20 protein-coding genes are annotated in these 22134 nt (G+C 60.4%); 9 read left to right on the top strand and 11 right to left on the bottom strand.

Going from position 1 to position 22134, the window contains the following annotated elements; translation table 11 throughout:
- The first annotated feature begins 30 nt into the window (after positions 1-30).
- Positions 31-1773 carry a cation:proton antiporter domain-containing protein gene (locus tag Q4Q11_RS19120; protein WP_498570498.1) on the top strand — a complete coding sequence of 581 codons (1743 nt, stop codon included), beginning with the start codon at positions 31-33 and terminating at the stop codon, positions 1771-1773.
- A gap of 15 nt (positions 1774-1788) precedes the next feature.
- On the opposite strand, the gene Q4Q11_RS19115 is transcribed toward Q4Q11_RS19120, so the two are convergent.
- The gene (locus tag Q4Q11_RS19115) at positions 1789-2700 is read right to left on the bottom strand and encodes an acetamidase/formamidase family protein (RefSeq protein ID WP_498570497.1); all 912 of its coding nucleotides are present in this window, start codon (positions 2698-2700) and stop codon (positions 1789-1791) included.
- Positions 2701-2840: 140 nt separating this feature from the next.
- Positions 2841-3791 (bottom strand): GlxA family transcriptional regulator, encoded by a 951-nt coding sequence (locus tag Q4Q11_RS19110; protein ID WP_498570496.1) that lies wholly within the window; start codon positions 3789-3791, stop codon positions 2841-2843.
- Positions 3792-3876: 85 nt separating this feature from the next.
- Between Q4Q11_RS19110 and Q4Q11_RS19105 the strand changes: the two genes are divergently transcribed.
- The 4 genes from Q4Q11_RS19105 to Q4Q11_RS19090 all read left to right on the top strand — a co-directional run bounded on the left by Q4Q11_RS19105 (position 3877) and on the right by Q4Q11_RS19090 (position 7451).
- The gene (locus Q4Q11_RS19105) at positions 3877-4566 is read left to right on the top strand and encodes a DJ-1/PfpI family protein (protein ID WP_112512648.1); all 690 of its coding nucleotides are present in this window, start codon (positions 3877-3879) and stop codon (positions 4564-4566) included.
- A 103-nt stretch (positions 4567-4669) separates the two neighbouring features.
- A complete protein-coding gene (locus tag Q4Q11_RS19100) occupies positions 4670-5086 on the top strand; it encodes a hypothetical protein (RefSeq protein WP_112512647.1) in 417 nt (138 codons plus the stop codon).
- Positions 5087-5260: 174 nt separating this feature from the next.
- Positions 5261-6259, top strand: coding sequence for an alpha/beta hydrolase (locus tag Q4Q11_RS19095; protein WP_498570503.1), 999 nt, complete (start codon positions 5261-5263; stop codon positions 6257-6259).
- A gap of 358 nt (positions 6260-6617) precedes the next feature.
- Positions 6618-7451 carry an alpha/beta fold hydrolase gene (locus Q4Q11_RS19090; RefSeq protein ID WP_112512645.1) on the top strand — a complete coding sequence of 278 codons (834 nt, stop codon included), beginning with the start codon at positions 6618-6620 and terminating at the stop codon, positions 7449-7451.
- Between the two features lie 77 nt (positions 7452-7528).
- On the opposite strand, the gene Q4Q11_RS19085 is transcribed toward Q4Q11_RS19090, so the two are convergent.
- The 8 genes from Q4Q11_RS19085 to Q4Q11_RS19050 form a co-directional block, all read right to left on the bottom strand.
- Entirely contained in the window at positions 7529-7702 is a 174-nt protein-coding gene (locus tag Q4Q11_RS19085; RefSeq protein WP_086005378.1) for a hypothetical protein, read from the bottom strand.
- A 160-nt stretch (positions 7703-7862) separates the two neighbouring features.
- The gene (locus tag Q4Q11_RS19080) at positions 7863-8369 is read right to left on the bottom strand and encodes a hypothetical protein (protein WP_112512644.1); all 507 of its coding nucleotides are present in this window, start codon (positions 8367-8369) and stop codon (positions 7863-7865) included.
- A gap of 239 nt (positions 8370-8608) precedes the next feature.
- Positions 8609-9406 carry an ABC transporter ATP-binding protein gene (locus tag Q4Q11_RS19075; protein ID WP_113215788.1) on the bottom strand — a complete coding sequence of 266 codons (798 nt, stop codon included), beginning with the start codon at positions 9404-9406 and terminating at the stop codon, positions 8609-8611.
- Positions 9407-9416: 10 nt separating this feature from the next.
- Complete coding sequence (ntrB, locus tag Q4Q11_RS19070) at positions 9417-10313, bottom strand: nitrate ABC transporter permease (RefSeq protein WP_112512643.1); 897 nt, start codon at positions 10311-10313, stop codon at positions 9417-9419.
- Positions 10314-10347: 34 nt separating this feature from the next.
- Positions 10348-11646, bottom strand: a complete 1299-nt coding sequence (locus Q4Q11_RS19065; RefSeq protein WP_112512642.1) for a CmpA/NrtA family ABC transporter substrate-binding protein — start codon at positions 11644-11646, stop codon at positions 10348-10350.
- A gap of 364 nt (positions 11647-12010) precedes the next feature.
- Entirely contained in the window at positions 12011-13282 is a 1272-nt protein-coding gene (locus Q4Q11_RS19060) for a CmpA/NrtA family ABC transporter substrate-binding protein (RefSeq protein ID WP_498570495.1), read from the bottom strand.
- A gap of 55 nt (positions 13283-13337) precedes the next feature.
- Positions 13338-13925, bottom strand: coding sequence for an ANTAR domain-containing response regulator (locus tag Q4Q11_RS19055; protein WP_112512640.1), 588 nt, complete (start codon positions 13923-13925; stop codon positions 13338-13340).
- Between the two features lie 241 nt (positions 13926-14166).
- Entirely contained in the window at positions 14167-14817 is a 651-nt protein-coding gene (locus Q4Q11_RS19050; protein WP_498570494.1) for a hypothetical protein, read from the bottom strand.
- Positions 14818-15131: 314 nt separating this feature from the next.
- On the opposite strand from Q4Q11_RS19050, the gene htpG reads away from it, so the two are divergent.
- The 4 genes from htpG to Q4Q11_RS19030 all read left to right on the top strand — a co-directional run bounded on the left by htpG (position 15132) and on the right by Q4Q11_RS19030 (position 21454).
- Positions 15132-17021: a molecular chaperone HtpG gene (gene htpG / locus Q4Q11_RS19045; RefSeq protein ID WP_498570493.1), complete on the top strand. Its 1890-nt coding sequence runs from the start codon at positions 15132-15134 to the stop codon at positions 17019-17021.
- A 277-nt stretch (positions 17022-17298) separates the two neighbouring features.
- Positions 17299-18072, top strand: coding sequence for a siderophore-interacting protein (locus tag Q4Q11_RS19040; protein WP_498570492.1), 774 nt, complete (start codon positions 17299-17301; stop codon positions 18070-18072).
- Positions 18073-18407: 335 nt separating this feature from the next.
- Complete coding sequence (locus Q4Q11_RS19035) at positions 18408-20147, top strand: type I secretion system permease/ATPase (RefSeq protein WP_498570491.1); 1740 nt, start codon at positions 18408-18410, stop codon at positions 20145-20147.
- Positions 20144-21454, top strand: a complete 1311-nt coding sequence (locus Q4Q11_RS19030) for an HlyD family type I secretion periplasmic adaptor subunit (RefSeq protein ID WP_498570490.1) — start codon at positions 20144-20146, stop codon at positions 21452-21454. The genes Q4Q11_RS19035 and Q4Q11_RS19030 overlap by 4 nt, the downstream gene beginning before the upstream one ends.
- Positions 21455-21680: 226 nt before the next feature.
- Here the strand turns inward: Q4Q11_RS19030 and Q4Q11_RS19025 are convergent.
- Positions 21681-22134: glycoside hydrolase family 16 protein (locus Q4Q11_RS19025; protein WP_498570489.1), on the bottom strand; the 454-nt coding region annotated here is incomplete at its 5' end.

Below are 22134 nucleotides of genomic sequence, written 5' to 3'. Positions count from 1 at the left end.
CTTTGACGCCGTGAAACGGGAAGGACTGCCGTGCCGCACGACGTTGCATTGATCGCATTGATTGCCGCCGGCTTCGTGTTCGCGGCCATTTTCGGCTATCTGGCCGACAGGCTGCACCTGCCGCCGCTCGTCGGCTATCTGGTGGCCGGCGTCATCATAGGCTCGTCCACGCCGGGCTTTGTGGCCGATGTCTCGCTTGCGTCGCAATTAGCCGAGATCGGCGTCATCCTGCTGATGTTCGGCGTTGGGCTGCATTTCTCCGCCGCCGATCTTTTGGCGGTGCGCGGCGTCGCCATTCCCGGTGCCATCGGGCAGATCGCGATCGCGACTGTGCTGGGCGTGGGTTTGACGTCGCTATGGGGCTGGAGTTTTGGAGCCGGCGTGGTTTTCGGCCTCAGCCTTGCCGTTGCCAGTACCGTCGTGCTTTTGAAGGCGCTGGAAGAACGCAATCTGGTGAATTCGACCAATGGCCGCGTTGCGGTCGGCTGGCTGATCGTCGAGGATCTGGCCATGGTGCTTGCGCTGGTGCTCCTGCCGGCCTTTGCCGGTGTCATGGGCGGTCATGCGGATGCCGGCGGCCATGCGGCGTCCGGTTCGATCTGGCTCACGATCGGCATGACGCTCCTCAAGGTAGCGGCCTTTGCCGCGGTCGCAGTCTTCATCGGCCCACGCGTGGTGCCTTGGCTCCTGACGTCGGTCGCGCGTACCGGCTCGCGTGAACTGTTCACTCTGTCGGTTCTGGCGATCGCGCTCGGCATCGCTTTCGGCGCGGCCGAAATATTCGGCGTCTCCTTTGCGCTCGGTGCCTTCTTTGCCGGTCTTGTGATGAGTGAGTCGCATCTCAGCCATAGGGCGGCGGCCGACTCGCTGCCGTTGCAGAACGCCTTTTCGGTTCTGTTCTTCGTGTCCGTCGGCATGCTTTTCGACCCGACGGTCCTAATCCGCGAGCCGCTGATGATCATCGGCGTGCTCGCATTGATCATGCTCGGCAAGTCACTGATCGCCTTCGGCGTCGTGCTGTTGCTGCGCTATCCCGCCAGCATCGGCTTTGCGGTTGCGGCGGGTCTGGCGCAGATCGGCGAATTCTCCTTCATTCTCGCCGGACTTGGCGTTTCGCTCGGGCTGCTGACAAGGGAAGGGCAGGATCTCATCCTTGCTGGCGCGATCCTGTCGATCACGCTCAATCCGCTCGCTTTCTTTGCCACCGAGAAGCTGGAGAAATGGACGTTTGCGCGCTCGCCGTTCTTGGCGAACAAATATGGGATGGCCAAGCAGGACGGTCTGCGTCGCCAGTTGACCGCGATCAACAAGCAGCGCGAGGAGCGCGATCGCCAGCATCATCTCGAGATCGAGCAGCTCATCGAAACCTTCCCGATGTTCGCCGAACTTGATGATAACGAGCATGAGGAGCTTCTGCTGCTCTTCCGCCCGAGATCGGCCTCGCCGGGCGATCGGGTGATCCGAACCGGCGATCGCGGCGACAGCATGTTCTTCATCGCCTCCGGCGCGGTCGAAGTGCAGCTGGAAGATGACGAGATCCGGCTCGACGCCGGCGCCTTCTTTGGTGAAATGGCGCTTTTGACGGGCGCACGCCGCACGGCCGACGTCGTCGCCGTCGATTTCTGTCAGCTGTTCGTGCTGGACCGTCGCGACTTCAATCTGTTCATGTCGCGCCATCCGCAACTGCGTGCCGCCGTCAGCCGCATGGCGCGGGAGCGGCAGGAAAGCAACGTGTCGCGCCAGCGGCGCGACCTGTCGCAGGATGCAAGCTGATAGCCCGTCCCGGCGTCAGCGGTGCTTCAGCCAGGATTTCGAGATACGGCAGGCCATCGTGTAGGCGGGGTCGAAGACGTTGCCGACATCGTAGCGCACGACCTGACCGAGAAGATGGCTGGCTGCTGTCTTGTCCAGGCCATAATCGGCGCCGAGCCAGCGCAGCATTTCGCTGGTGGCGTGCTGCAGGGCCTGATCGAGCGGCCGGGCATTGCCGATGGTGAAAATGTCATCCGCCGTCTCGCCGCGCGGCCAGATGATCGTCTTTTTCTTTTCCACGCTCAGTCGCACCGTTACTTCGAAGGTGGTTTCGATCCCGGTGCCGACGATCTCGCCGTCGCCCTGGACGGCATGGCAATCGCCAAGAAAAAAGAGGGCGCCGCGAGCCGATACAGGAAACCAGACGGTCGCGCCCGGCCCGAGCAGCCGATAGTCCATATTGCCGCCGAACTCGCCGCTGGTCGCGGTCGATATGGCCTGTCCGAACGAAGGTGCGACACCGAAGCAGCCGATCATCGGCGAGAGCGGCAGAATGAGGGATTCGAGACCGGCCACGGGCTCGGCCAGCCGCGCCGTCAGTGCCTCGCGATCGATCTGCCAGATCACTCTGTGGCTGGCCGGCAAGGCCCATACGTCCTGAGGATCGACGACATTGCTTGCGACGACGCTGCGGGTAAATCCGGTTTCGCGCGTCGACAGCATGGCAAGAATCTCCACCTTGAGAGAATCGCCCGGTTCGGCACCTTCGACGAAGATAGGCCCGTTCATCGGGTTGGGTCCGGAGATGATGTGGACGTCATGCTTGTCGTAGCCGGCGGCATCGAGTGTTTCGGTGATCACCGTATCGCCGTCGGCGACATGCAGGGCCGGCGGCAGCGAACCGATGACATTGTGATAGTGAGTGGGCAGGAAGCGGTGCGTTGCCATGTGCATAGCCTTGTCTTGAATCCGGTTCAGACAAACTAAGACGACTCCGCCCGTTTCGGGAAGGATGCGATGACGATATTTATGCCGACTGAGCGTCCTGCTGCGGATATGTCAATATTGCGCGGGATCGCAGGCAGGCCTCAAGCGAAATGATCGCGGAATGCCTGTGGTGTCGTCCCGAATTTTCGCATGAAATTGCGCCGCATGGTTTCCTCCGAGGTAAAGCCGCAGCGCATGCGTGCCTGATGCACCGTCAGGCCTTCCTCCAGATGGCGGCGGGCCGCCTCGATGCGGATTTCCTCCACGGCTCGTGCGGGTGTGCGCCCGGTTGCTTTCAGATAATGGCGTGAAAAGCTGCGCGCGCTCATGTTCGCTTGCTCGGCAAGCGCCGGCAGAGAAAGGTCAGCGAGTAGATTGTCCATGATCCAGCCATGCAGGCGATCGAAGCGCTCGCCGCCTTCCTGCAAGCGCAGTGTCGTGCTGAACTGTGCCTGGCCGCCGGGTCGCTTTAGGAAAACGACGAGCGTGCGCGCGACGGCAAGAGCCAGCTTGCGTCCGAGGTCCGCTTCCACGAGAGCAAGTGAAAGATCGATGCCTGCCGTCACGCCAGCCGAACTCCAGACAGATCCATCCCGAACGAAGATCGGATCCGGCTCGAGCTTTACGCGAGGGAAGCGCTCGGTAAATTCTTCGCAGCGATTCCAGTGAGTTGTAGCCCGACGTTCGTTCAAGAGTCCAGCTTGCGCAAGGAGGAAGGCGCCGCTGCAGACGGAGGCGGTGCGACGGGCATTGGCCGATCGCCGGCGTATCCAGTCGAGCAGGTTTAAGTCTTCGCAGGCCTTGTTCACGCCCCGACCGCCTGCGACGATCAGAGTGTCGAGCGCGTTATCGGCGTCACCAAGCGGCGCAGTTGCGAGCACAAGGCCGGAGCTGGTTCTTGTCTGCGCGTTCGTGGCGACGACGACAGCCTCGTAAGGCGTCGGCGATCCATTCTTGATCGCAGCCTCGTTGGCGCTGGTGAAGACCTGCAGCGGCCCGGTTATATCGAGCAGCTGGGCATTGTCGAACGCAAGAATTTCGATACGGCGCATGATTGGCAAGAAATGACTGAGATTTGGCAAACAGGCCAGATTGTTCTCGCATAAGCTCTGCGAAGTCAATCTTTGGAGACGTATCATGACCATCCGCTTTGGCCTACTTGCCTTTCCCGGCGTCCAACAACTCGACTTGACCGCGCCCTATGAGATATTTGCCTCGATGGAAGACGCCGACGTTCACCTGGTCTGGAAGGATACCGCTCCCGTCATCTCTGCAACGAAGCTGGTGCTGCAGCCGACGACGAGTTTCGCCGAGTGCCCCCAACTGGATGTGATCTGCGTGCCGGGAGGTGGCGGCGTCAACGCGCTGCTGGAGGATGAGGTGGTATTGTCCTTCATCCGTACACAAGCGGAGGGTGCGCGCTTCGTGACATCCGTCTGCACCGGTTCCCTCGTCCTAGGCGCGGCCGGTCTGCTCGACGGCAAGAAGGCCACCACGCACTGGAATGCACGCGATTTTCTCGCAGGTTTCGGTGCTGTTGTGACGCCCGGACGTGTCGTGCGCGACGGCAATCTCTTCACAGCCGGCGGTGTGACGGCCGGCATCGATTTCGGTCTGACCATCGTCGCGGCCTTGCGCGACGCGGAAGAGGCCGAGGCAATCCAGCTCTCGCTTGAATACGCGCCGGCCCCCCCCTTCAACTCCGGAACGCCGGAGGAGGCGAATGCCAATGTGCTGGCGAGAACGAGGCGGCGTCTTGCCGGATCGCGCACCGCCCGTGAAGCCATCATGGCACGTCTGCCGTCCGTCCGGCACCGGGCAGGTTAAGCCCTCCTTTTCTTCGAGGCTGCATTGTCACTCGAATGCAATGGAAGGCCGGTAAGCAGGCGATTGAAGTTTCGATCATGCCGGTTCCCCCAACGAGGTGATGATGAGCAATCGGGCGAACAAGATCCTTCCCCACCACCGGTTTTCGCATTCTCTGGGGGCGCCGCTTGCGCGCGTGCGGGGGACGATTGCCCATGTGTTCGAAGCGCCGGCGAATCACCACGGCGCCAACCATCAGCACTTCACCGTCACGATCACTGCGGTTTTGAAGTTCGAGGGCAGTGACGAGGATATCAACGGGCAGACCGTTTTCGTCGCTGTCCGCTTCGGGGATAATGAAGGGCTGGACCATGAGATCCCCGACTTGACTGCGGGAGAGCCGATCGAACTGCAGGGCGAATATATTCCCATCGCTTCGGCCTATCCGACCGACGACAATACCGATCCCGTTCTGCCGGTGCTTCACTTCACGCATCACCCGGTGGGCTACGTTCTTTACCAAGGCGTACACTACAGCTGATGGATCGGCACGCATGGCATACGCCCGGTCGGGCTCGACACGCTTGCCGCCGCCTATCCCGCTTGACTCGCACCGTGTTTCTGCGACCGTGGCATCACGACATCGTGTTCGGCGTTAGGGGTGGGTATGAGCGAGTTCCGATCATTTCGCGGCGTCTGTCATTTTGTTGTGACGATGATCGTGCTGATTGCCGCGGGTTGCTGGTCGATAGAGCGGGGCATGGCTGCGGAGGCGAGCGCTATTGCACCTCAGACCAAGACATCGGGCGAGCAGATCGAGAAGCTGATCGGCATCTTGCGCGATAACGGTGCCATGTCCGGAACCGACCTATTGCAGCGGCGCTCCGGTTTCGAGAAGCTCATGACATCGACGCCAGGCCCAGCGCGTGTGCAGATACGGCATGTCGATGCCAACGGCGTGGATGGCAATCTGATATGGCCTGCGCGATTGCACCATCCGATTGGTCGGCGTGCCATTCTTTATCTGCATGGCGGCGGCCTTTACAGCGGCTCGCTGCGTACACACAGCAACATAGCGGGCGCGCTTGCCAAGGCGGCGTCGGCCGATGTCTTGTTGATCGACTATCGCCTCGCTCCTGAAAATCGCTTTCCCGCGCAGAGGGATGATGCCATTGCTGCCTATCGCTGGCTTCTGACATCGGGGTACAAGGCCGGCAATATCGTTGTTGTCGGCGAGTCTGTCGGGGCAACCCTGGCCATCGAGGTCGTTTTGAACCAGCTCAGGCTGAGCGGCGCGCTTCCAGCCGCGGTGGTCGCGATGAGCCCGATCACCGACTTTGCCGCAACGGGCGCATCCTTGGCTGCCAATGCCGCGAATGATCCCTTCATGAACAAGGCGGAACTGACCCTCATCCACGATGCGTTCGCGCGCGATCGCCCCCTCGCTGACCCCGACATATCGCCGCTCTATGGCAATGTTTCCGGATTCCCGCCGTTGCTGATCCAGGTTGGCGCTCGCGAGGCGCTGTTGGATGACAGCACGCGGTTCGCGGACAAGGTGCGCCAGGCCGGCGGCAAGGTGAGCTTGGAAATCTGGCCTGGCATGATCCATCAGTGGCAGATTTTCCCCTTCTGGCTCGACGATGCGAGAAAGTCGAACGAACACGTTGCAGAGTTCGCGACAGCGCATTTTGTCGATAAGCCCGTGCAATAGCTTTACTGGTGTTGGTAACGCGTCGTCCGGTTCTCAGAATTGAGAACCGTCGGCTTCGACGCGTCCCGACGATGCGCATGACCGGGTGTCATGTTCGCAATTTATTATTGCACTAAATAATTGTTTGGTAATTTTATGTGGACAAGGAAATGGAAAGGCATTATGAGTGTCGATATCGCGATAATAAATCGTACAATAAATTTAAGTGGAGATTGAAATGAGCCAGTCGATCCATCAAGCTACCCGCCGGGGTGTCATGACAGCAGGGCTTGGCCTTGCGGCCGCCGCAGCCGTCACCCCATTCGCTCAACCTGCACAAGCCTCTACAAAGCAACCATCTTCGAAAGGTAAGGACACAATGAGCAGCAACACGATCGCTACCAAGGACGGCACGCAGATTTTCTACAAGGATTGGGGAACGGGCCAGCCGATCGTCTTCCATCACGGATGGCCCTTGAGCTCCGACGATTGGGACGCTCAGATGCTTTTCTTCCTCCATCAGGGCTACCGCGTCATTGCGCATGACCGTCGCGGCCATGGCCGCTCCAGCCAGACGGCAACCGGAAACGACATGGACACTTACGCCGCCGACGTCGCGGCACTTGCCGAACATCTCGATCTCAAGGGCGCCATTCATGTCGGTCATTCGACCGGCGGCGGCGAAGTCGCGCGTTATGTCGCTCAGTATGGCGGACATGGCCGTGTTTCGAAGGCCGTCTTGATTGGCGCCGTACCGCCGATCATGGTCAAGTCCGACAAGAACCCCGGCGGCCTGCCGCTGGAAGTTTTCGATGGCTTCCGCGCCGCACTTGCCGCCAATCGCGCTCAATTCTTTCGCGATATCCCGGCAGGTCCGTTCTACGGCTTCAATCGTCCGGGCGCTGCTGTCTCTCAGGGCGTGATCGACAACTGGTGGCGTCAGGGCATGATGGGAGGCGCGAAGGCTCATTATGATTGCATCAAGGCCTTCTCGGAAACGGACTTCACCGAAGATCTGAAGAAGATCGAGGTGCCGACGCTGGTCATGCATGGCGATGACGACCAGATCGTGCCGATCGCAGACTCGGCAGAGCTTTCCATCAAACTGCTGAAGAATGGCACGCTCAAGGTCTATAAGGGCTTCCCGCATGGCATGGCGACCACGCATGCGGATGTCGTCAACGCGGATCTGCTGGCCTTCTTCAAGGCCTGAGACGACCGGAGGGCCGTGCGCCCGCCGAAAGGCGGGCGCTTCGCAGCCTGCCGGGTGCTGTTACCGTCTCCGCCGCTTCAGCTATCGAGTTTCAACGAGAGCTGAACGGCGCGCGGCAGGGGCGGTAGCGGCCGGCTGATTTCGACACGGCGCGTCCAGTTGGCGCGCCGTTCTTGTTCGCGCTCCCGAAGGGCCTTCGAGACAGCGACAAAGGTCATTGCACGTTCGATGACTTGTTCGGCTTTGGTCATGGATAACTCCATTTGTTCACTGTATGTTCTCATGTCGAATTCAGAAAGTCAAGCAAGCCGGGAGCGGCGGCGATGATGCCGACCTTCCTGGCTCACGCATCCATTGGCGGTCTGGGGTGTTGGGACGACCATTCCGATCAAGGACTGGTTGCCGGAGCCATCAAAGGCGGCGCAGGTTGATTTCACTGGTCACGACCGGCTTGCCGGACGACCGATCCAGGGCGGTCGTTGCGATCGAAAGCTGGCTGTTGCCCTGTTTGCGGATCGTCATATTGGCATTCCGGTCGCCATTGACCGGACGTGCCCAGCGCACGGCGAGATTGATGACATTGCCCTGCCGGCTTCCCGCAAGCTGCGATGCTGCTCCGGCAGGACCGATATAGGTACCCGAATAATGTGTTCCTCGCGCCGCAAGCTCGGCCGAGATCGGGCGGTTGACGACGAGAAGGCTGCGGCAACTGCCTCTCATCGAAATCGAAGCGCCCGGTGCGCTGATATTGAATCTGCAGGAGACATTGATCGGCGAACTGCCGATCTTTCGAAGCACTTTGCCGGTGCCTGTCCAATTGCCGTCCAGCGGCCTTAGAAATCCGCTTTCGTCGGCTGCGGCCGGCATCGCGAAGCAAAATCCAGCGATGACGGCAAGAATGCATGCTTGGCGGCGCATGATATCAACCCCCTGGATGGAATTAATACGAAACGCCGCAGCGATGGAGACTGTTCCGCAGCAGCCGGAGCCGGCTTATGCAGCCGCTTTGAAGTGCCGCAGCGACCTTTGCGCGTCACATGTGACGCCCGGCGCCGTGGGGCAGAGGTTACCTGTAATAAGGCTGCCGTAGCGTCGCGATCGTTTACTCAGCCGCTGCGGCCGTAAGACAGGTGTCGATGATGACCAGTTTCCGCGCATCACTCCGCAGCTTCGACGAAGCGATGGCGTTCGTAGAGGAACTTCAGCACGGCCTCGCGGCATTTGAGATAGGTTCGGTCGGAAGCAAGCTCGATGCGGTTGCGTGGCCGCGCGATCGGCACTTCGAGAATGTCGCCGATATGGGCAGCGGGACCGTTGGTCATCATGACGATGCGGTCGGACAAAAGCACCGCCTCGTCGACGTCATGGGTGATCATCACCATCGTATTGCCGAGCCGGGCATGGATTTCCATCACGGCATCCTGCAGATGGGCGCGGGTGAGCGCGTCGAGCGCTCCGAAAGGCTCGTCGAGCAGCAGGATCTTCGGTTGCATGGCAAGCGCGCGGGCGATGCCGACGCGCTGTTTCATGCCGCCGGATATTTCCGATGGACGCTTGTCCTTGGCATGTGCCATCTGCACGAGGTCGAGATTGCTCATCACCCAGTCATGGCGCTCGGCTTTGGTCTTCGTGCCGCGAAACACCTTCGAGACGGCCAGATTGACGTTTTCGTAGACATTGAGCCAGGGCAGCAGGCTATGGTTCTGGAAGACCACGGCTCTCTCGGGGCCGGGTTCGTTGACCTCGCGGTTTTCGAGCAGCACCGCGCCGGCGGAGACCCGCGTCAGGCCGGCAATGAGGTTCAGCAGGGTCGACTTGCCGCAGCCGGAGTGGCCGATGATCGACACGAATTCGCCCTTGTCGATGACGAGTTCGATGCCGGCAAGCACTTCGGCCCGCTGGCCGCCGCGATCGAAATATTTGTCGATGTGATCGAGCTTCAGATAGGCGCTCACCATAATCTCCTCAGTTGCTCGTCATGCCGCGGGTCACGACGGCACCGAGGCTCGCGACCAGGCGATCGAGGATGAAACCGGTGACGCCGATATAGGCCAGCGCCACGATGATGTCGGGCAGTCGCGAGGAGTTCCACGCGTCCCAGATGAAGAAGCCGATGCCGACACCGCCGGTCAGCATTTCTGCGGCAACGATCGCAAGCCAGGAGAGGCCGGCGCCGATGCGCAACCCGGTGAAGATATAGGGAGCAGCCGCCGGCACCATGATGCGGAAGAAGAATTCGATCTGGTTCAGCCGCAATACCTTGGCGACATTGCGATAATCCTGCGGAATGTTGCGAACGCCGACCGCCGTGTTGATGATGACGGGCCAGATCGAGGTGATGAAGATCACGAAGATCGCGGACGGATTGGAATTCTGGAAGGCCGCGAGCGAGAGCGGCAGCCAAGCAAGCGGCGGCACGGTGCGCAGCACCTGGAAGATCGGGTCGAGACCGCGCATCGCCCAAACCGATTGTCCGATCACCGCACCGATCAGCACGCCCGCGAGGGCGGCAAGACCGAAGCCGTAGGCGACACGCTGCAAGGAGACGAGCACGCGCAAGGCAAGACCGATATCCTGCGGTCCATTGTAGAAGAAGGGATGGACGATGAGATCGTAGCTGTCCTGCCAGACCTGCGAAGGCGGCGGCAGGCTGGCGCCCGGCTGCCCACAGAGCAGCTGCCAGATGCCGAGCAGAAGCGCCAGCACCACCAAGGGCGGTAGGACGCTGCGCAAGATTGATGCTGCGATGCGACCTGGATCGACGCGACGGGCCGGACGGGCCGCCAATGTCACGACGCTGCTCTTTGCGGGAGCATGTGCTTGCGCAATGGCTTCGTGCTGTTTGCGGGCAGTTACGGACATTAAACGAATCCTTCTTGGAAGAGGGCACCGACCATCACGACGCCACTTTGATCGAGAGGCTTTCGAGATAGGCTGCAGGGTTTTCCGGATCGAAAACCTTGCCGTCGAAGAAGGTTTCCTTGCCGCGCGAGGTCGATGAAGGAATGTCCGATGCGGCGACGCCGAGATCCTTGGCGGCATCGAGCCAGATATCCTGACGGTTCACCTGGCCCACCAGCGCCTTGATGTCGGTATTGCGTGCGAATTTGCCCCAGCGAATGTTCTCGGTGATGAACCATGCATCGTGGCTCTGATAGGGATAGGAGACGCCGCCCTTCCAGAACTTCATGTAGAGGCCGGTGCCCTTGGCGACGCGTCCGTTGCCGTAATTGATGTCGCCCTTGAGGCGTCCAAGCACGTCTTTCGGCGGCACGTTGAACCATTGCCGCTTGCCGAGGATGGAGGCCATTTCCTCCTTGTTGTCCATGCTGTCGCACCATTGCTGGGCTTCCATGACGGCCATCAGCAGGGCCTTGGCGGCCTTCGGATTTTTCTCGATCCAGTCGGCACGCATGCCGAGAGCCTTTTCCGGGTGGCCCTTCCAGATCTCGCCGGTCGTGCATGCCGTGAAGCCAATGCCTTGGTTGACGAGCTGCTCGTTCCAGGGTTCGCCGACACAGAAGACGTCCATGTTGCCGACCTTCATGTTTGCCACCATCTGCGGCGGCGGCACGACGATGGTCGAGACGTCCTTGTCGGGGTCGATGCCGCCGGCAGCCAGCCAATAGCGTATCCACAGATCATGCGTGCCGCCCGGGAAGGTCATGGCTGCCTTCACTTCTTTGCCAGCCGCTCTTTTCGCGTCGAAGGCCGCCTTCAGCTTGGATGCGTCGAGCTGGACGCCGGTCTCGGCATATTCCTTGGCAACCGAGATGCCCTGGCTGTCGTAGTTGAGGCGCGCGAGGATCGCCATCGGCACGGGCTGGTTGTTCTGCGTCACCTTGCCGGTATGCATGAGGTAGGGGAGCGGAGAGAGAATATGCGCGCCATCGATGCCGTTGGCCGCTCCGCCAAGCACGAGATTGTCGCGGGTTGCGCCCCACGATGCCTGCTTGGCGACATCGGCGTCGGGAAGGCCATGCTTCTCGAACAGGCCCTTTTCCTTGGCAATGACCAGCGGTGCCGCATCCGTCAGGGCGATATAGCCAAGTTTGACCCCCGACACTTCCGGTCCTGAGGTTGCCGCAAAGGCACCGGAAGGGAAGGCTGCCTTGACGGCGCCGATCAGGGCGGCAGTCGCAGACGTCTTCAAGAGATTGCGGCGCGTAACACCACCGGACAGGATCTTCTTCACTTGCAGTTCCCCTTGTTTTGCTCGTGATGCGTGGATTTGGACATGAAAAAACGCCGCTTGGCCAATGCGGCCCGGGACAGAAAAATCCTCGGGGCAGAAACCTAGCGACGTCGATGTCTTTAGCGAGCGCATTTTCCGCGCGTTGCGTGCCTGATCGCCGTTGATCGAGACGAAACTAACTACGCAAGCCGCGTGCCAGTTCGCAGAGCTGATATCATCCTATTGTAGTTGCGTGATGATTCAGGAATGCGGTGCGGTGGCTTATTTTGTGGGCAGTCGGTCTTTGTGCAAATATTTTGAGCGGATGCCGTTCGCTCTGCTTGCGGTCCTGCGCTTATTCTGTGCAGTGCAGCGTGAGGGAATACTAAATATCGTCGCTGAAAGACCGCATCGTTCGTGACGTCTTCACGGCGAATCCGGCAACGTAGCCGGCCATGTCGGCGGGATTGAAAACATGCCCATCCATGAAGCGATCGCCGTCTCTGTCGCCCTCGATACGAATATCGGCATCGTCAGGCGATGCCTCGTTTCCGAGCGCCAGCCGATAGAGATCGGAACGATAGGCCGAGGCCGCCATTTTCATATTCTGTTCGGATAGGGCGCTTTGCCCCCAGCGTGCCATCTGGCTGAGGATCCAAAGGGCCTGACTCGGGCGCGGATAATTGGCAAAGCCGCCATGGAAACTGAAATATCTGTCGACGATGCGTCGATGGCCCTTGGCATCGAGATTGAATTCGCCCGCCAGCACATGGCGGATGATATGGACGGGGGCTGCGATATAGCGCTGGTCGGCAAGCGCTTCGGCAAGGGCATCGTGATTTTCCGCCCGGTCGCACCAGCGTGCCGCCGCGTCAAGGGCGACGATGAGGCGCGAAACCGTCTCGGGATGGCTTTCCGCCCATTCCGGGCGCATTCCGATCACCTTCTCCGGGGCCGACGGCCATATGTCCTGCTTGGCGGCGACGATGCGGCCGACGCCGCGCTCGGAGGCGACCATGTTCCACGGAGCGCCGACGCAAAATCCGTCGATGGCGCCGGCGGCGAGCGCATCGGAGGTCAGCGGCGGCGGCACGACGACAAGCTTCACGTCCCAGTCAGGATCGATGCCGCCGGCGGCCAGCCAATAGCGGAATTCGTAGTTGTGCGAGGAAAATGGGTAGGTCATGCCAAGTGTCGGCGGCTGTTCGCCGCGCGCTTTCATGGTCCTTACTACTTTTGCGAGCGCTTGCGAATTTTCGAGCGCGCCTGCGTGATCGGAAAGGCCGGCCTCGCTGCACATGCGGTCGAACAGCCGGGTCGACAGGGTGATGGCGTTACCGCCGCAGCCGAGCGAGAATGGAGTCACCGTGGGCGATGGGTTCGAGCCAAGTCCGAGCATCGCCGCGACCGGCATCGGAGAGAGCATGTGAGCGATGTCGAATTGGCGAAAGGCAAGCCGGTCGCGGACATTGGCCCAGGAAACGTCCTTGACGAGATCGAGCGCGATGCCTTCCTTGCGGGCAAAGCCGAACTCTGCGGCGGCGATCAGCACGGAAGCGTCGACAAGCGGAATGAAGCCTGCGCGCAATGTGCGCGGGCCTTCGCTGGCTATCCTTGCAGGGGCGGGAGGATTGCTCTTGTCTGGTTGCACTCTCATATTCACTCCGATGTCTCCCTATTCGGGGCTGCGGACGGGGTCGGCCTTGGCGCGCTCACATCAGCAAACCCGCTGCCGTCACGACGCTTTGCGCGATTTCGGACATCTTCTTCTTCTCGTTCATGGCCGTCTGGCGCAGCAGCGCAAAGGCCTCGTCTTCCGAAAGGCCGCGCATCTTCATCAGGATACCCTTGGCGCGTTCGACGATCTTGCGCTCTTCAAGCGCCGATTTGGCGTCAGCCAGTTCCCGCTGCAGCCGGCTGAAGGCGTTGAAGCGGCTGACGGCCATGTCGAGGATCGGCTTCACACGCTCTTTCTTCAGGCCATCGACGATATAGGCCGATACGCCGGCATCGACCGCCGCCTCGATCGAGGCCGTATCGGAGCGGTCGACGAACATGGCGATCGGCCGTTCCACCGTCCGCGTCAGCTGGAACAGGTGCTCCATCATGTCGCGGTTCGGATTTTCGAGATCGATGATGATGACATCGGGCCGCAGCGTCTCGATCGTGCGCGCCACACCCTGCACTTCATGGATGACCGTCACCCGCGCATGGCCAGCCTCCCGCAAACCTTCCTCGATGATCGAGGCTCGGATTGTGTTTTCGTCGATCACAAGAATGGTCAGATCGAGACGGTTCATCCCGGCTTTATGACGCAATGCAGCAATGCGGGCAAGTATATTCGCTGAAATATTGGGCGATTTTGATAGTTGCTCAAAGTTTGATCATTTGCGATCGTGCGATGACTAATTCCTTGGCAGTTTGGCTTGCGCAGAGGATGCGCGCAGGCCGTACTCGTCGGTTAAGATATTAATACAAGCGGGATGTCCTCGTCGGACACCCCGCTTGCGATACCGATACTGCTTACGTTGGAGCGCTGTTCTAAAACAATGCTGCCGTTCTCATTGTTTTCGGGCTTGGCTGATACGAAGCTTCGATCACATTGGATGGCTGATGCCGGGGCAATGATTGCGGCTCGATGGCATGTGCCGGGTTGGCCGTGGAGCCTTGCTGGGTACCACAGCTTCCTGAACTGCTCCTCTTGATCTGCGGCTTGCCGCTTCCGGAGCTGAAATATTCCATGGTCCGCGTGCAAGTGCCTTTTCCTGATGTCGTCGAGATCATCGTATATCCCTGAGCGCCCTTCGGCAGCTTGGATAGATCGACCTTCATGAGATCATCGGTGCCATCGGGCCACGGCGTGAAGAACCGGGCATCGCTCATCATGGCCGCCGTCTCGCGGTCCATCGCAGCCGAGATGCGCTCCATGTCGGCAAAGGGCGAGTGAGCATCGAACGGATCGAGCGTCGTGAAGAGCCGCAAGGCTGCATCGGGATCACCTGGGAAGGTGATGGTTGGCGGCTGATTGCCGCGGTATCTTATAATTTCGAGCGAACCGTCCGGCAGGTGGACGGTCATCTGATGTGAGCTGGCGGACTGTTCCATCTTCTGCTGCGCTAAAGCCTGGCCTGCCAATCCCGTGGCTGCAATAAGGCCGGCGCCGATGAGAAATGCATTGCGGAGGGTTTGCACAATTGTCTCCTTTTCTGGAAAAACAGATCGACGGGCTCCTCAACAGAGCTGCCCGTCAACGTGACCCTCGCGATCTTCGGCGCGCCTCTGCCAATTTTATGGCAATCACTGCGGCACCGCGCCGCAGGCGCGCTCCGCCTTTATCAATCCTGCGTGATGGCCAAGTACCAACCTGCAGGGCGAGTGATTTTTGCCGACGAAACAAGGCTATTTGCCTGTTTCGAGCCTGACGTGACGGCGCCCGCTTGAAATTTCCCTCGTCTTCCGCCACCTGTTCGGCGCGACTTTCAACATTCCCAGGAGACTAGACGCACATGACGACCACCACCGCAGAAATGACCGCCGAGAGCCACGTCTTCGAGGCCGACGTTGCCCGCCTTCTGCATATGATGGTTCACTCGGTTTATTCGGACAAGGACGTGTTCCTGCGCGAGCTGATCTCGAACGCTGCCGATGCCTGCGAGAAGCTGCGTTACGAGGCGATCGCTCATCCGGGCCTGCTCGGCAGCGATCCCGACAGCCGCATCCTGCTGACGCTCGATGCCGATGGCGGCAAGCTTGTCGTCGAAGATAACGGCATCGGCATGAGCCGCGACGAGATGATCGAGGCGCTCGGCACGATCGCACGCTCCGGCACGCGCGCCTTCATGGAGCGCATCGAAGCCAACAAGCAGGGCGAGGGCGCGCAGCTCATCGGCCAGTTTGGCGTTGGCTTCTATTCCTGTTTCATGGTTGCTGATCGGGTCGATGTCGTCTCCCGCCGTGCCGGCGCTGATGACGCCTGGCTCTGGTCTTCGGACGGCAAGGGCGGTTACAGTGTCGCGCCTGTCGATGTCAGCGAGGCGCCAGCGCGCGGTACCCGCATCACGCTGCATCTGATGGAAGATGCCAAGAGCTATGCTTCGCGCTGGAGCGTCGAGCGTATCGTCAAGGAGCAGTCCGGCCATGTCCCCGTGCCGATCAAGATCGCCGAAAAGCCCGGCGAGGAAGCGACACAGCTCACCGATGGCACCGCGCTCTGGACAAAATCGAAAAACGACATCACGGCCGAGGAATATACCGATTTCTACCGCGGCGTGTCCGGCCAGTATGATGAACCTGCTCTGACGGTGCATTTCCGTGCCGAGGGCCGACATGAATATTCGGCGCTTGCCTTCGTGCCGGGCTCGCAGCCGTTCGACCTCTTCGATCCGGATCGCAAGGGCCGCATGAAGCTCTACGTGAAGCGCGTCTTCATCACCGATGAAGCCGAATTGCTGCCGCGCTACCTCCGTTTCGTGCGCGGTCTCGTCGATACGGCCGACCTGCCGCTCAACGTCTCGCGCGAGATGATCCAGGAAAGCCCGATCCTGACGGCGATCCGTAAAGGCGTGACCAACCGCATCATCACGGCGATCGAGAAGCAGGCGGAGAGCGATCATGACGCCTTCCTTAAGATCTGGGAGAATTTCGGCAGCCTCATCAAGGAAGGCATCTACGAAGACTTCGAGCGCCGCTCGCAGCTTCTGGCCCTCTCGCGCTTCAGTACGACCACTTCGGGCGACGGCTATCGCTCACTTGCCGACTACATCAAGGATGCCAAGGAAGGCCAGCAGTCGATCTACTATCTGGTCGGCGGCAGCCTGGAGCAGCTGAAAGCTTCGCCGCAGCTCGAAGGTTTCCGTGCCCGCGGCATCGAAGTCCTGCTGCTGACGGATTCCGTCGATAGCTTCTGGGTGACGAATGCACCGGAATTCGAAGGCAAGAGTTTCAAGTCGATCACGCAAGGTTCCGCCGATCTCGCCCAGTTCAAGAAGCAGGATGAGGAAAAGCCGGAAAGCGAAAGCGCGTCGGCCGAAGTGCAGGCCTTTCTCGATTACGCCAAGCAGAAGCTCGCCGACGAGGTTTCCGACGTGCGTGCTTCGGATCGCCTGATCGAAAGCGCCGTCTGCCTCGTTGCTTCCGAGCAAGGTTATGATCGCCAGCTCGAAAAAATCCTGCAGGGGGCTGGCCGGCTGCAGTCCGGCGCCAAGCCGATCCTGGAAGTCAACATGGATCATCCTGTCGTCAGGGCTATCGCCGCCAAGGCGGATGCGCCGTCCTTGCGTGACGACGCGGCTTTCCTGCTGCTCGACCAGGCTCGCGTCCTCGATGGCGACAAACCCGCCGATCCGCGGGCCTTTGCCGAACGTCTGGCGCGTTTGATGGAAAAAGCGCTTTTGTAGCAGACCCGGTCGGCACGGCTTTGAAAGGTCGTGCCGAACCGTCCGGCTGAGTTTGCGGTTGTGGTGGTGCTCGCCGCTAAAAAACTTGTCTAAAATTATCATCTTTTCGTTGCGCGAAGAGAAATCCTCTTTTATAGAGAGGTTCAAATTGGCCGGATTTTGCTCGGCCACGTAAGCGTTAACGTCACTCAACGCGTATGATCGAACAGCTCTGCGGCTTCGGTCTGCGCGACTGTGTCCTGCGGATCGAAGGTCGAAGCGCCTCGAAAGGACACAAATGGACACTCCCCAGACTTCCAATTCAGCTGTTTCCGCTTCCAGGATCGAACGCGTCCGCCATGAGTTGAAGCGCCGTTCGCTGACGGTGACGGCGATCGAGAGGATCACGCCCGGCATGCTGCGCATGCAATTGTCAGGCGACGATCTCTCCGATTTCGTCAGCCTCGCGCCTGACGACCACATCAAGGTTCTGGTTCCGGGTGCCGGGGAGGAGATGGAGCGGCGCGACTATACGCCTCGGCGCTACGATACCGATGCCCGGACGCTGGTTCTCGACTTCGCCATCCATGAGGCCGGACCTGCTACCCAATGGGCGCTTGACGCTGCCGTCGGCGACAGGCTGGAGATTGGCGGTCCTCGCGGCTCTGCCGTTATCTCCTCCGACATCGAGAACTGGCTGCTGATCGGCGATGAAACGGCGCTGCCAGCCATCGGCCGCCGCATCGAAGAGGCGGGTGCGGGCATGAATATCACGGCGATTGCTGCGGTTGCAGATGCCGCCGAACGCCAGGCGTTTCAAACCGAGGCGAAGCTCGACATGCATTGGGCATATCGGCCCCTTTCGCAAGCAACGGACGCATCTGCGCTGATGAATGTCCTGCAGTCGGTCGATCTGCTGCTAGGCACCTTCGTCTGGATTGCTGCGGAAGCTTCCGTCATGCGCGCCTTGCGTTCCTATCTCGTCGAAGAACGAAGCTATCCGCTGAGCTGGATCAAGGCGTCCGGCTATTGGGTGAAGGGCAAGGCGGATACCACCGAGAAATTCGACTGAGCAAACTATGCGGGCGGCGAGATACCGCCTGCATACGTCGATATGATGGGCAATGCATCTTGCCGGAACTGGCTGCTGCCCCATTTCATGGCGCAATTGTCCTGCAAATGGACAAGGTATTCTATGGCAAGATTGGATTCACCGAAATCGCATTCCAGGCAGATTTCGACCTCCTAAATTGCGTGGGATCACCGAAGGTCAGGCAAGGATGATAGTGATGGCCCTGGCCATCGACTATCGCTTTGCTGGTTCCTGGCGCCGAGCGGGAGGTGGCGCCGGGAGCGTCATGTAAACCCCTGCCGTACGCGACGGCCAATGTTGAGGATCGAAGCGAGGTGCTTGCCGTCCCGAAAGACCCGCCGCAGACATTTATCGTGCTGATGCTGTCGGCGCTTCGCAAAGCCTTCATCGGCATCGCTCTGGCGAGTGCGGCCATCAATGTGCTGGCACTGACGGGTTCCTTCTTCATGCTTCAGGTCTATGATCGGGTCATTCCGAGCCATAGCCTGCCGACATTGTCTGGTCTCGTCATCATTGTCGTAACCCTTTATCTGTTTCAGGGCGTACTCGAATTCCTGCGTTCCATGCTGCTTGTCCGCATCGGCATGTCGCTCGACCAGCGGCTGAACAGGAAAGTCTTTGGCGCACTTCTGTTCCTGCCGACCAAAAAGCAGACATCGGACGATGGCCTGCAATCCGTTCGTGATCTCGAGCAGATCCGCTCTTTCCTCTCCGGCAGCGGTTCGACCGCGCCGTTCGATCTGCCCTGGGTGCCGTTCTATCTGCTCCTTTGCTTTCTGTTCCACTTCTGGATCGGCTTCACTGCTTTGTGCGGCGCCTTGTTGCTCGTCAGCATTACCGTGGCTGCCGAGATGCTGTCGCGTCGACCGGCCCTTGAGGCGGCCAAATCCTCGGCGGCGCGTCTCGGTTTTGCCCAGGCTGCGCGGCGGAACTGGGAGGCTGCCGTCGCCATGGGGTTTTCCGGCAGGCTTATCGAGAAATGGGCAGCAATGAATGATGATTATCTCAGCCATCAGCTGACGGCGAGCACCGTCGTTGGAGCATTGACCATTGCTGCGAAGATCGCGCGTATGATGCTCCAGTCCGGAGTTCTCGCTGTCGGCGCGATCCTCGTCATTCGCCAGGAAGCGACCGGAGGTATCATCATCGCCAGCTCGATCCTCCTGACACGGGCACTGGCGCCCGTCGAGCTTGCAATTGCCCAATGGAAGGGCTTTGTTGCCGCTCGCCAAGGCTGGACGCGGCTTGCCAAGCTTCTCGATGCTGCGCCGCCCGAACAGCAGCCATTCGCATTGCCACCGCCGTTACGGGAGCTCAGCGTCGAGAATATCAGCGTTGCGTCTCCGGGTGGCCGGGAGCTTATCCTGCGCAATGTCTCGTTCAGGATAGCGGCGGGGACGGTGCTCGGTATCATCGGTCCGAGCGCATCGGGCAAATCGTCGCTCGCCCGCGCGATTGCCGGGCTGTGGCCGGCCGCCATCGGCACGGTGAGGCTCGATCGAGCGGCTCTGTCGCAATGGAATACGGACGAACTGGGGCGGCATGTCGGCTATCTGCCACAGGATGTGGACCTCTTCGACGGCTCGATTGCCGAGAATATTTCGCGGTTTGCTGCGGACATGCGAACCGACCCGGTCATCGCGGCGGCGAAGGCGGCAGGTGTTTACGACATGATCGTCAAGCTCTCCGACGGTTTCGATACGAAGATCGGCGAAGGGGGATCGCGTCTTTCGGCCGGCCAGAGGCAGCGCATCGCCTTGGCGAGAGCGCTTTACGACGATCCGTTTCTGGTCGTTCTGGACGAGCCGAATTCCAACCTGGATGCGGAGGGAGAAGCAGCCTTGACGGCCGCACTTGCCGGCGTGCGCGAGCGCGGCGGTATCGCGATCGTCATCGCCCACCGGCCGAGTGCTCTTGCCGCTGCCGATACGGTCATGATCGTTGCCGGTGGCCAGGTCCAGGCATTCGGACCAAAGAAAGACATCCTCGGCCCGTCGCCGAAGCAGGTCGGAGCGGCCCATCTGGCCGTTGCCGGCGGAGAGACGCACGGATGAACAGGAAGGCTTCGCCATCGACCGAACGGACGATCCGCCACTTGTCGCTGCTGGTGATCGCGGCCATTCTTCTATTGTTCGGCGTCATGGGCGGTCTTGCGACTGCAACCAGGATTGCCGGCGCTGTAATTGCTCCGGGTACGCTCGTCGTGGACAGCTATGTGAAGCCTGTGAAGCACCTGAAGGGCGGGATCGCCCGGACGATCCTGGTCAAGAACGGCGATCATGTCGCGGCTGGTCAGGTGCTCGTCCGGCTAGACGACACACAGACCAGAGCCAATCTCGCCATCGTCCGCAAGCGGCTCAACGAACTTTCCGCACGCACGGCGCGTCTGGCAGCCGAACGCGACGGCAGTCAGGATATTGCCTTCCCGGCCGATCTGCTTTCGTCCGCCGGAAATGCGGATGTGGCTTCCATTCTGGCAGGTGAGCGGCGGCTCTTTCGCGATCGTCAGGCATCGCGCGACGGGCAGAAGTCGCAGCTTCATGAGCGCGTTCAGCAGCTCCATCAGGAGATAGAAGGTCTTGTTGCGCAGGAAGAGGGCAAGCGGCGCGAGATCGCACTGATCGCCAAGGAGCTTGGCAGCCTGGAAGGCCTGCTCGATCAGGGCATCATTTCGGCGACGAAAGTCTACTCGCTGCAGCGGGAAAGCGCCTCGCTGACCGGCGATCTCGGCAACCTCGTCTCGTCCATCGCACAGACCCGCGGCAAGATCGCCGAAACCGAGCTGCAGATCCTGCAGATCGATGCCGATCATAGTTCGGAGGTCTCCGATCAGCTGCGGCAGGCCGAGAGCGATAGCGGCCAATTTTCCGAGCGCCTGATCGCGGCCGAGGACGATTTGAAACGGATCGACATCAAGGCGCCTCAGGCAGGTATTGTCGACCAGCTGAGCATCCATGCCGAAGGGGCCGTCATCTCACCGGCAGAGGCGATCCTGCAGATCGTCCCGGACAAGGACGCGCTGGTCGCCGAGCTGAAACTTGCGCCGCAGGATATCGATCAGATTACCGTGGGACAGGCGGTATCCTTGCGCTTTCCCGCTTTCAATCAGCGGATCACGCCGGAATTGAACGGGCATGTCGATACCATCTCGGCGGATCTTGCGACTGACCAACGCTCGGGCCAGAGCTACTATGTCGTGCGGGCAAAGGTGGCGAAGCCGGAATGGGAGCGGCTGGGGCAGCTTACGCCGCTGCCCGGCATGCCTGTGGAAGCCTTCCTGCAGACGGGAGAGAGAAGCGTCCTTGCCTATCTGACGAAGCCGATGACCGACCAGATCAGGCGGGCGTTCAGGGAGAAGTAAAGCGTGGCACGCAAGAATATGCGGCGGTTTTGCGATAACGGCATGCGAGAAACACAAGCTTGAAGTGCACAGAACGACTCTGAAAAGATCACGCCCCCCGCGTCGATTGCGATGCTGCTGCGGAACAGGCGCGCGCCTCTGCCGGCTTTGAAGATCAGACACGGCATATGCGCCTCGGAAGGATTCCGTTCGAAGCGCCTGTTTCGGTTCAAGTGTGCTTCCTTAGTCAGATATGCCAATCCGTCGTATGCGTGGATTGGGACGAAGCGGCGAGCTGGGCGGCGTGATCGTCCAGGGAATAGGCCTTGATATAGTCGATTTTCATCTCCGATCCGTTCGGCAATCCGTCCGTCGGCGTGCCCGCCACGCCGCCGACGGCGAGATCGACCAGCATGTACATCGGGCCGTGCATGTCGGCGGGCGTATCGGCATGGGCAACGGCAACATCGTCGAAATACCAGACGATCTGATCCTTGTCCCAGAGTACGCCGTAGTTGTGGAAGCCGTCGGTACTGGGCACTTGGACAGGAATGGACGTCTTCGTATGCTCGCCGGTGGCGTTCGAATGCACCGTAACATTGACGGTGGTCGGATCTTGCCCGCGCATCTCCACCACGTCGAGTTCCGGCGGCCAGGAGCCATCCTCGGGCAGCAGCCAGAAAGCCGGCCAGACTCCTTGG

This window comes from Rhizobium sp. UFLA01-1127, assembly GCF_059803845.1.
The sequence above is the reverse complement of the archived record's forward strand: the minus strand, read 5'-3'. Positions and strand labels throughout refer to the sequence as shown.

Excerpts from the sequence above, each read along its gene's own strand:
- Q4Q11_RS19090 (WP_112512645.1), top strand. The coding sequence starts at position 6,618 with ATGAGCAGCAACACGATCGCTACCAAGGACGGCACGCAGATTTTCTAC.
- Q4Q11_RS19055 (WP_112512640.1), bottom strand. The coding sequence starts at position 13,925 with ATGAACCGTCTCGATCTGACCATTCTTGTGATCGACGAAAACACAATC.
- ntrB (WP_112512643.1), bottom strand. The coding sequence starts at position 10,313 with ATGTCCGTAACTGCCCGCAAACAGCACGAAGCCATTGCGCAAGCACAT.
- Q4Q11_RS19040 (WP_498570492.1), top strand. The coding sequence starts at position 17,299 with ATGGACACTCCCCAGACTTCCAATTCAGCTGTTTCCGCTTCCAGGATC.
- Q4Q11_RS19105 (WP_112512648.1), top strand. The coding sequence starts at position 3,877 with ATGACCATCCGCTTTGGCCTACTTGCCTTTCCCGGCGTCCAACAACTC.
- Q4Q11_RS19115 (WP_498570497.1), bottom strand. The coding sequence starts at position 2,700 with ATGGCAACGCACCGCTTCCTGCCCACTCACTATCACAATGTCATCGGT.
- Q4Q11_RS19095 (WP_498570503.1), top strand. The coding sequence starts at position 5,261 with ATGATCGTGCTGATTGCCGCGGGTTGCTGGTCGATAGAGCGGGGCATG.
- Q4Q11_RS19030 (WP_498570490.1), top strand. The coding sequence starts at position 20,144 with ATGAACAGGAAGGCTTCGCCATCGACCGAACGGACGATCCGCCACTTG.
- Q4Q11_RS19060 (WP_498570495.1), bottom strand. The coding sequence starts at position 13,282 with ATGAGAGTGCAACCAGACAAGAGCAATCCTCCCGCCCCTGCAAGGATA.
- Q4Q11_RS19085 (WP_086005378.1), bottom strand. The coding sequence starts at position 7,702 with ATGACCAAAGCCGAACAAGTCATCGAACGTGCAATGACCTTTGTCGCT.
- htpG (WP_498570493.1), top strand. The coding sequence starts at position 15,132 with ATGACGACCACCACCGCAGAAATGACCGCCGAGAGCCACGTCTTCGAG.
- Q4Q11_RS19080 (WP_112512644.1), bottom strand. The coding sequence starts at position 8,369 with ATGCGCCGCCAAGCATGCATTCTTGCCGTCATCGCTGGATTTTGCTTC.
- Q4Q11_RS19100 (WP_112512647.1), top strand. The coding sequence starts at position 4,670 with ATGAGCAATCGGGCGAACAAGATCCTTCCCCACCACCGGTTTTCGCAT.
- Q4Q11_RS19110 (WP_498570496.1), bottom strand. The coding sequence starts at position 3,791 with ATGCGCCGTATCGAAATTCTTGCGTTCGACAATGCCCAGCTGCTCGAT.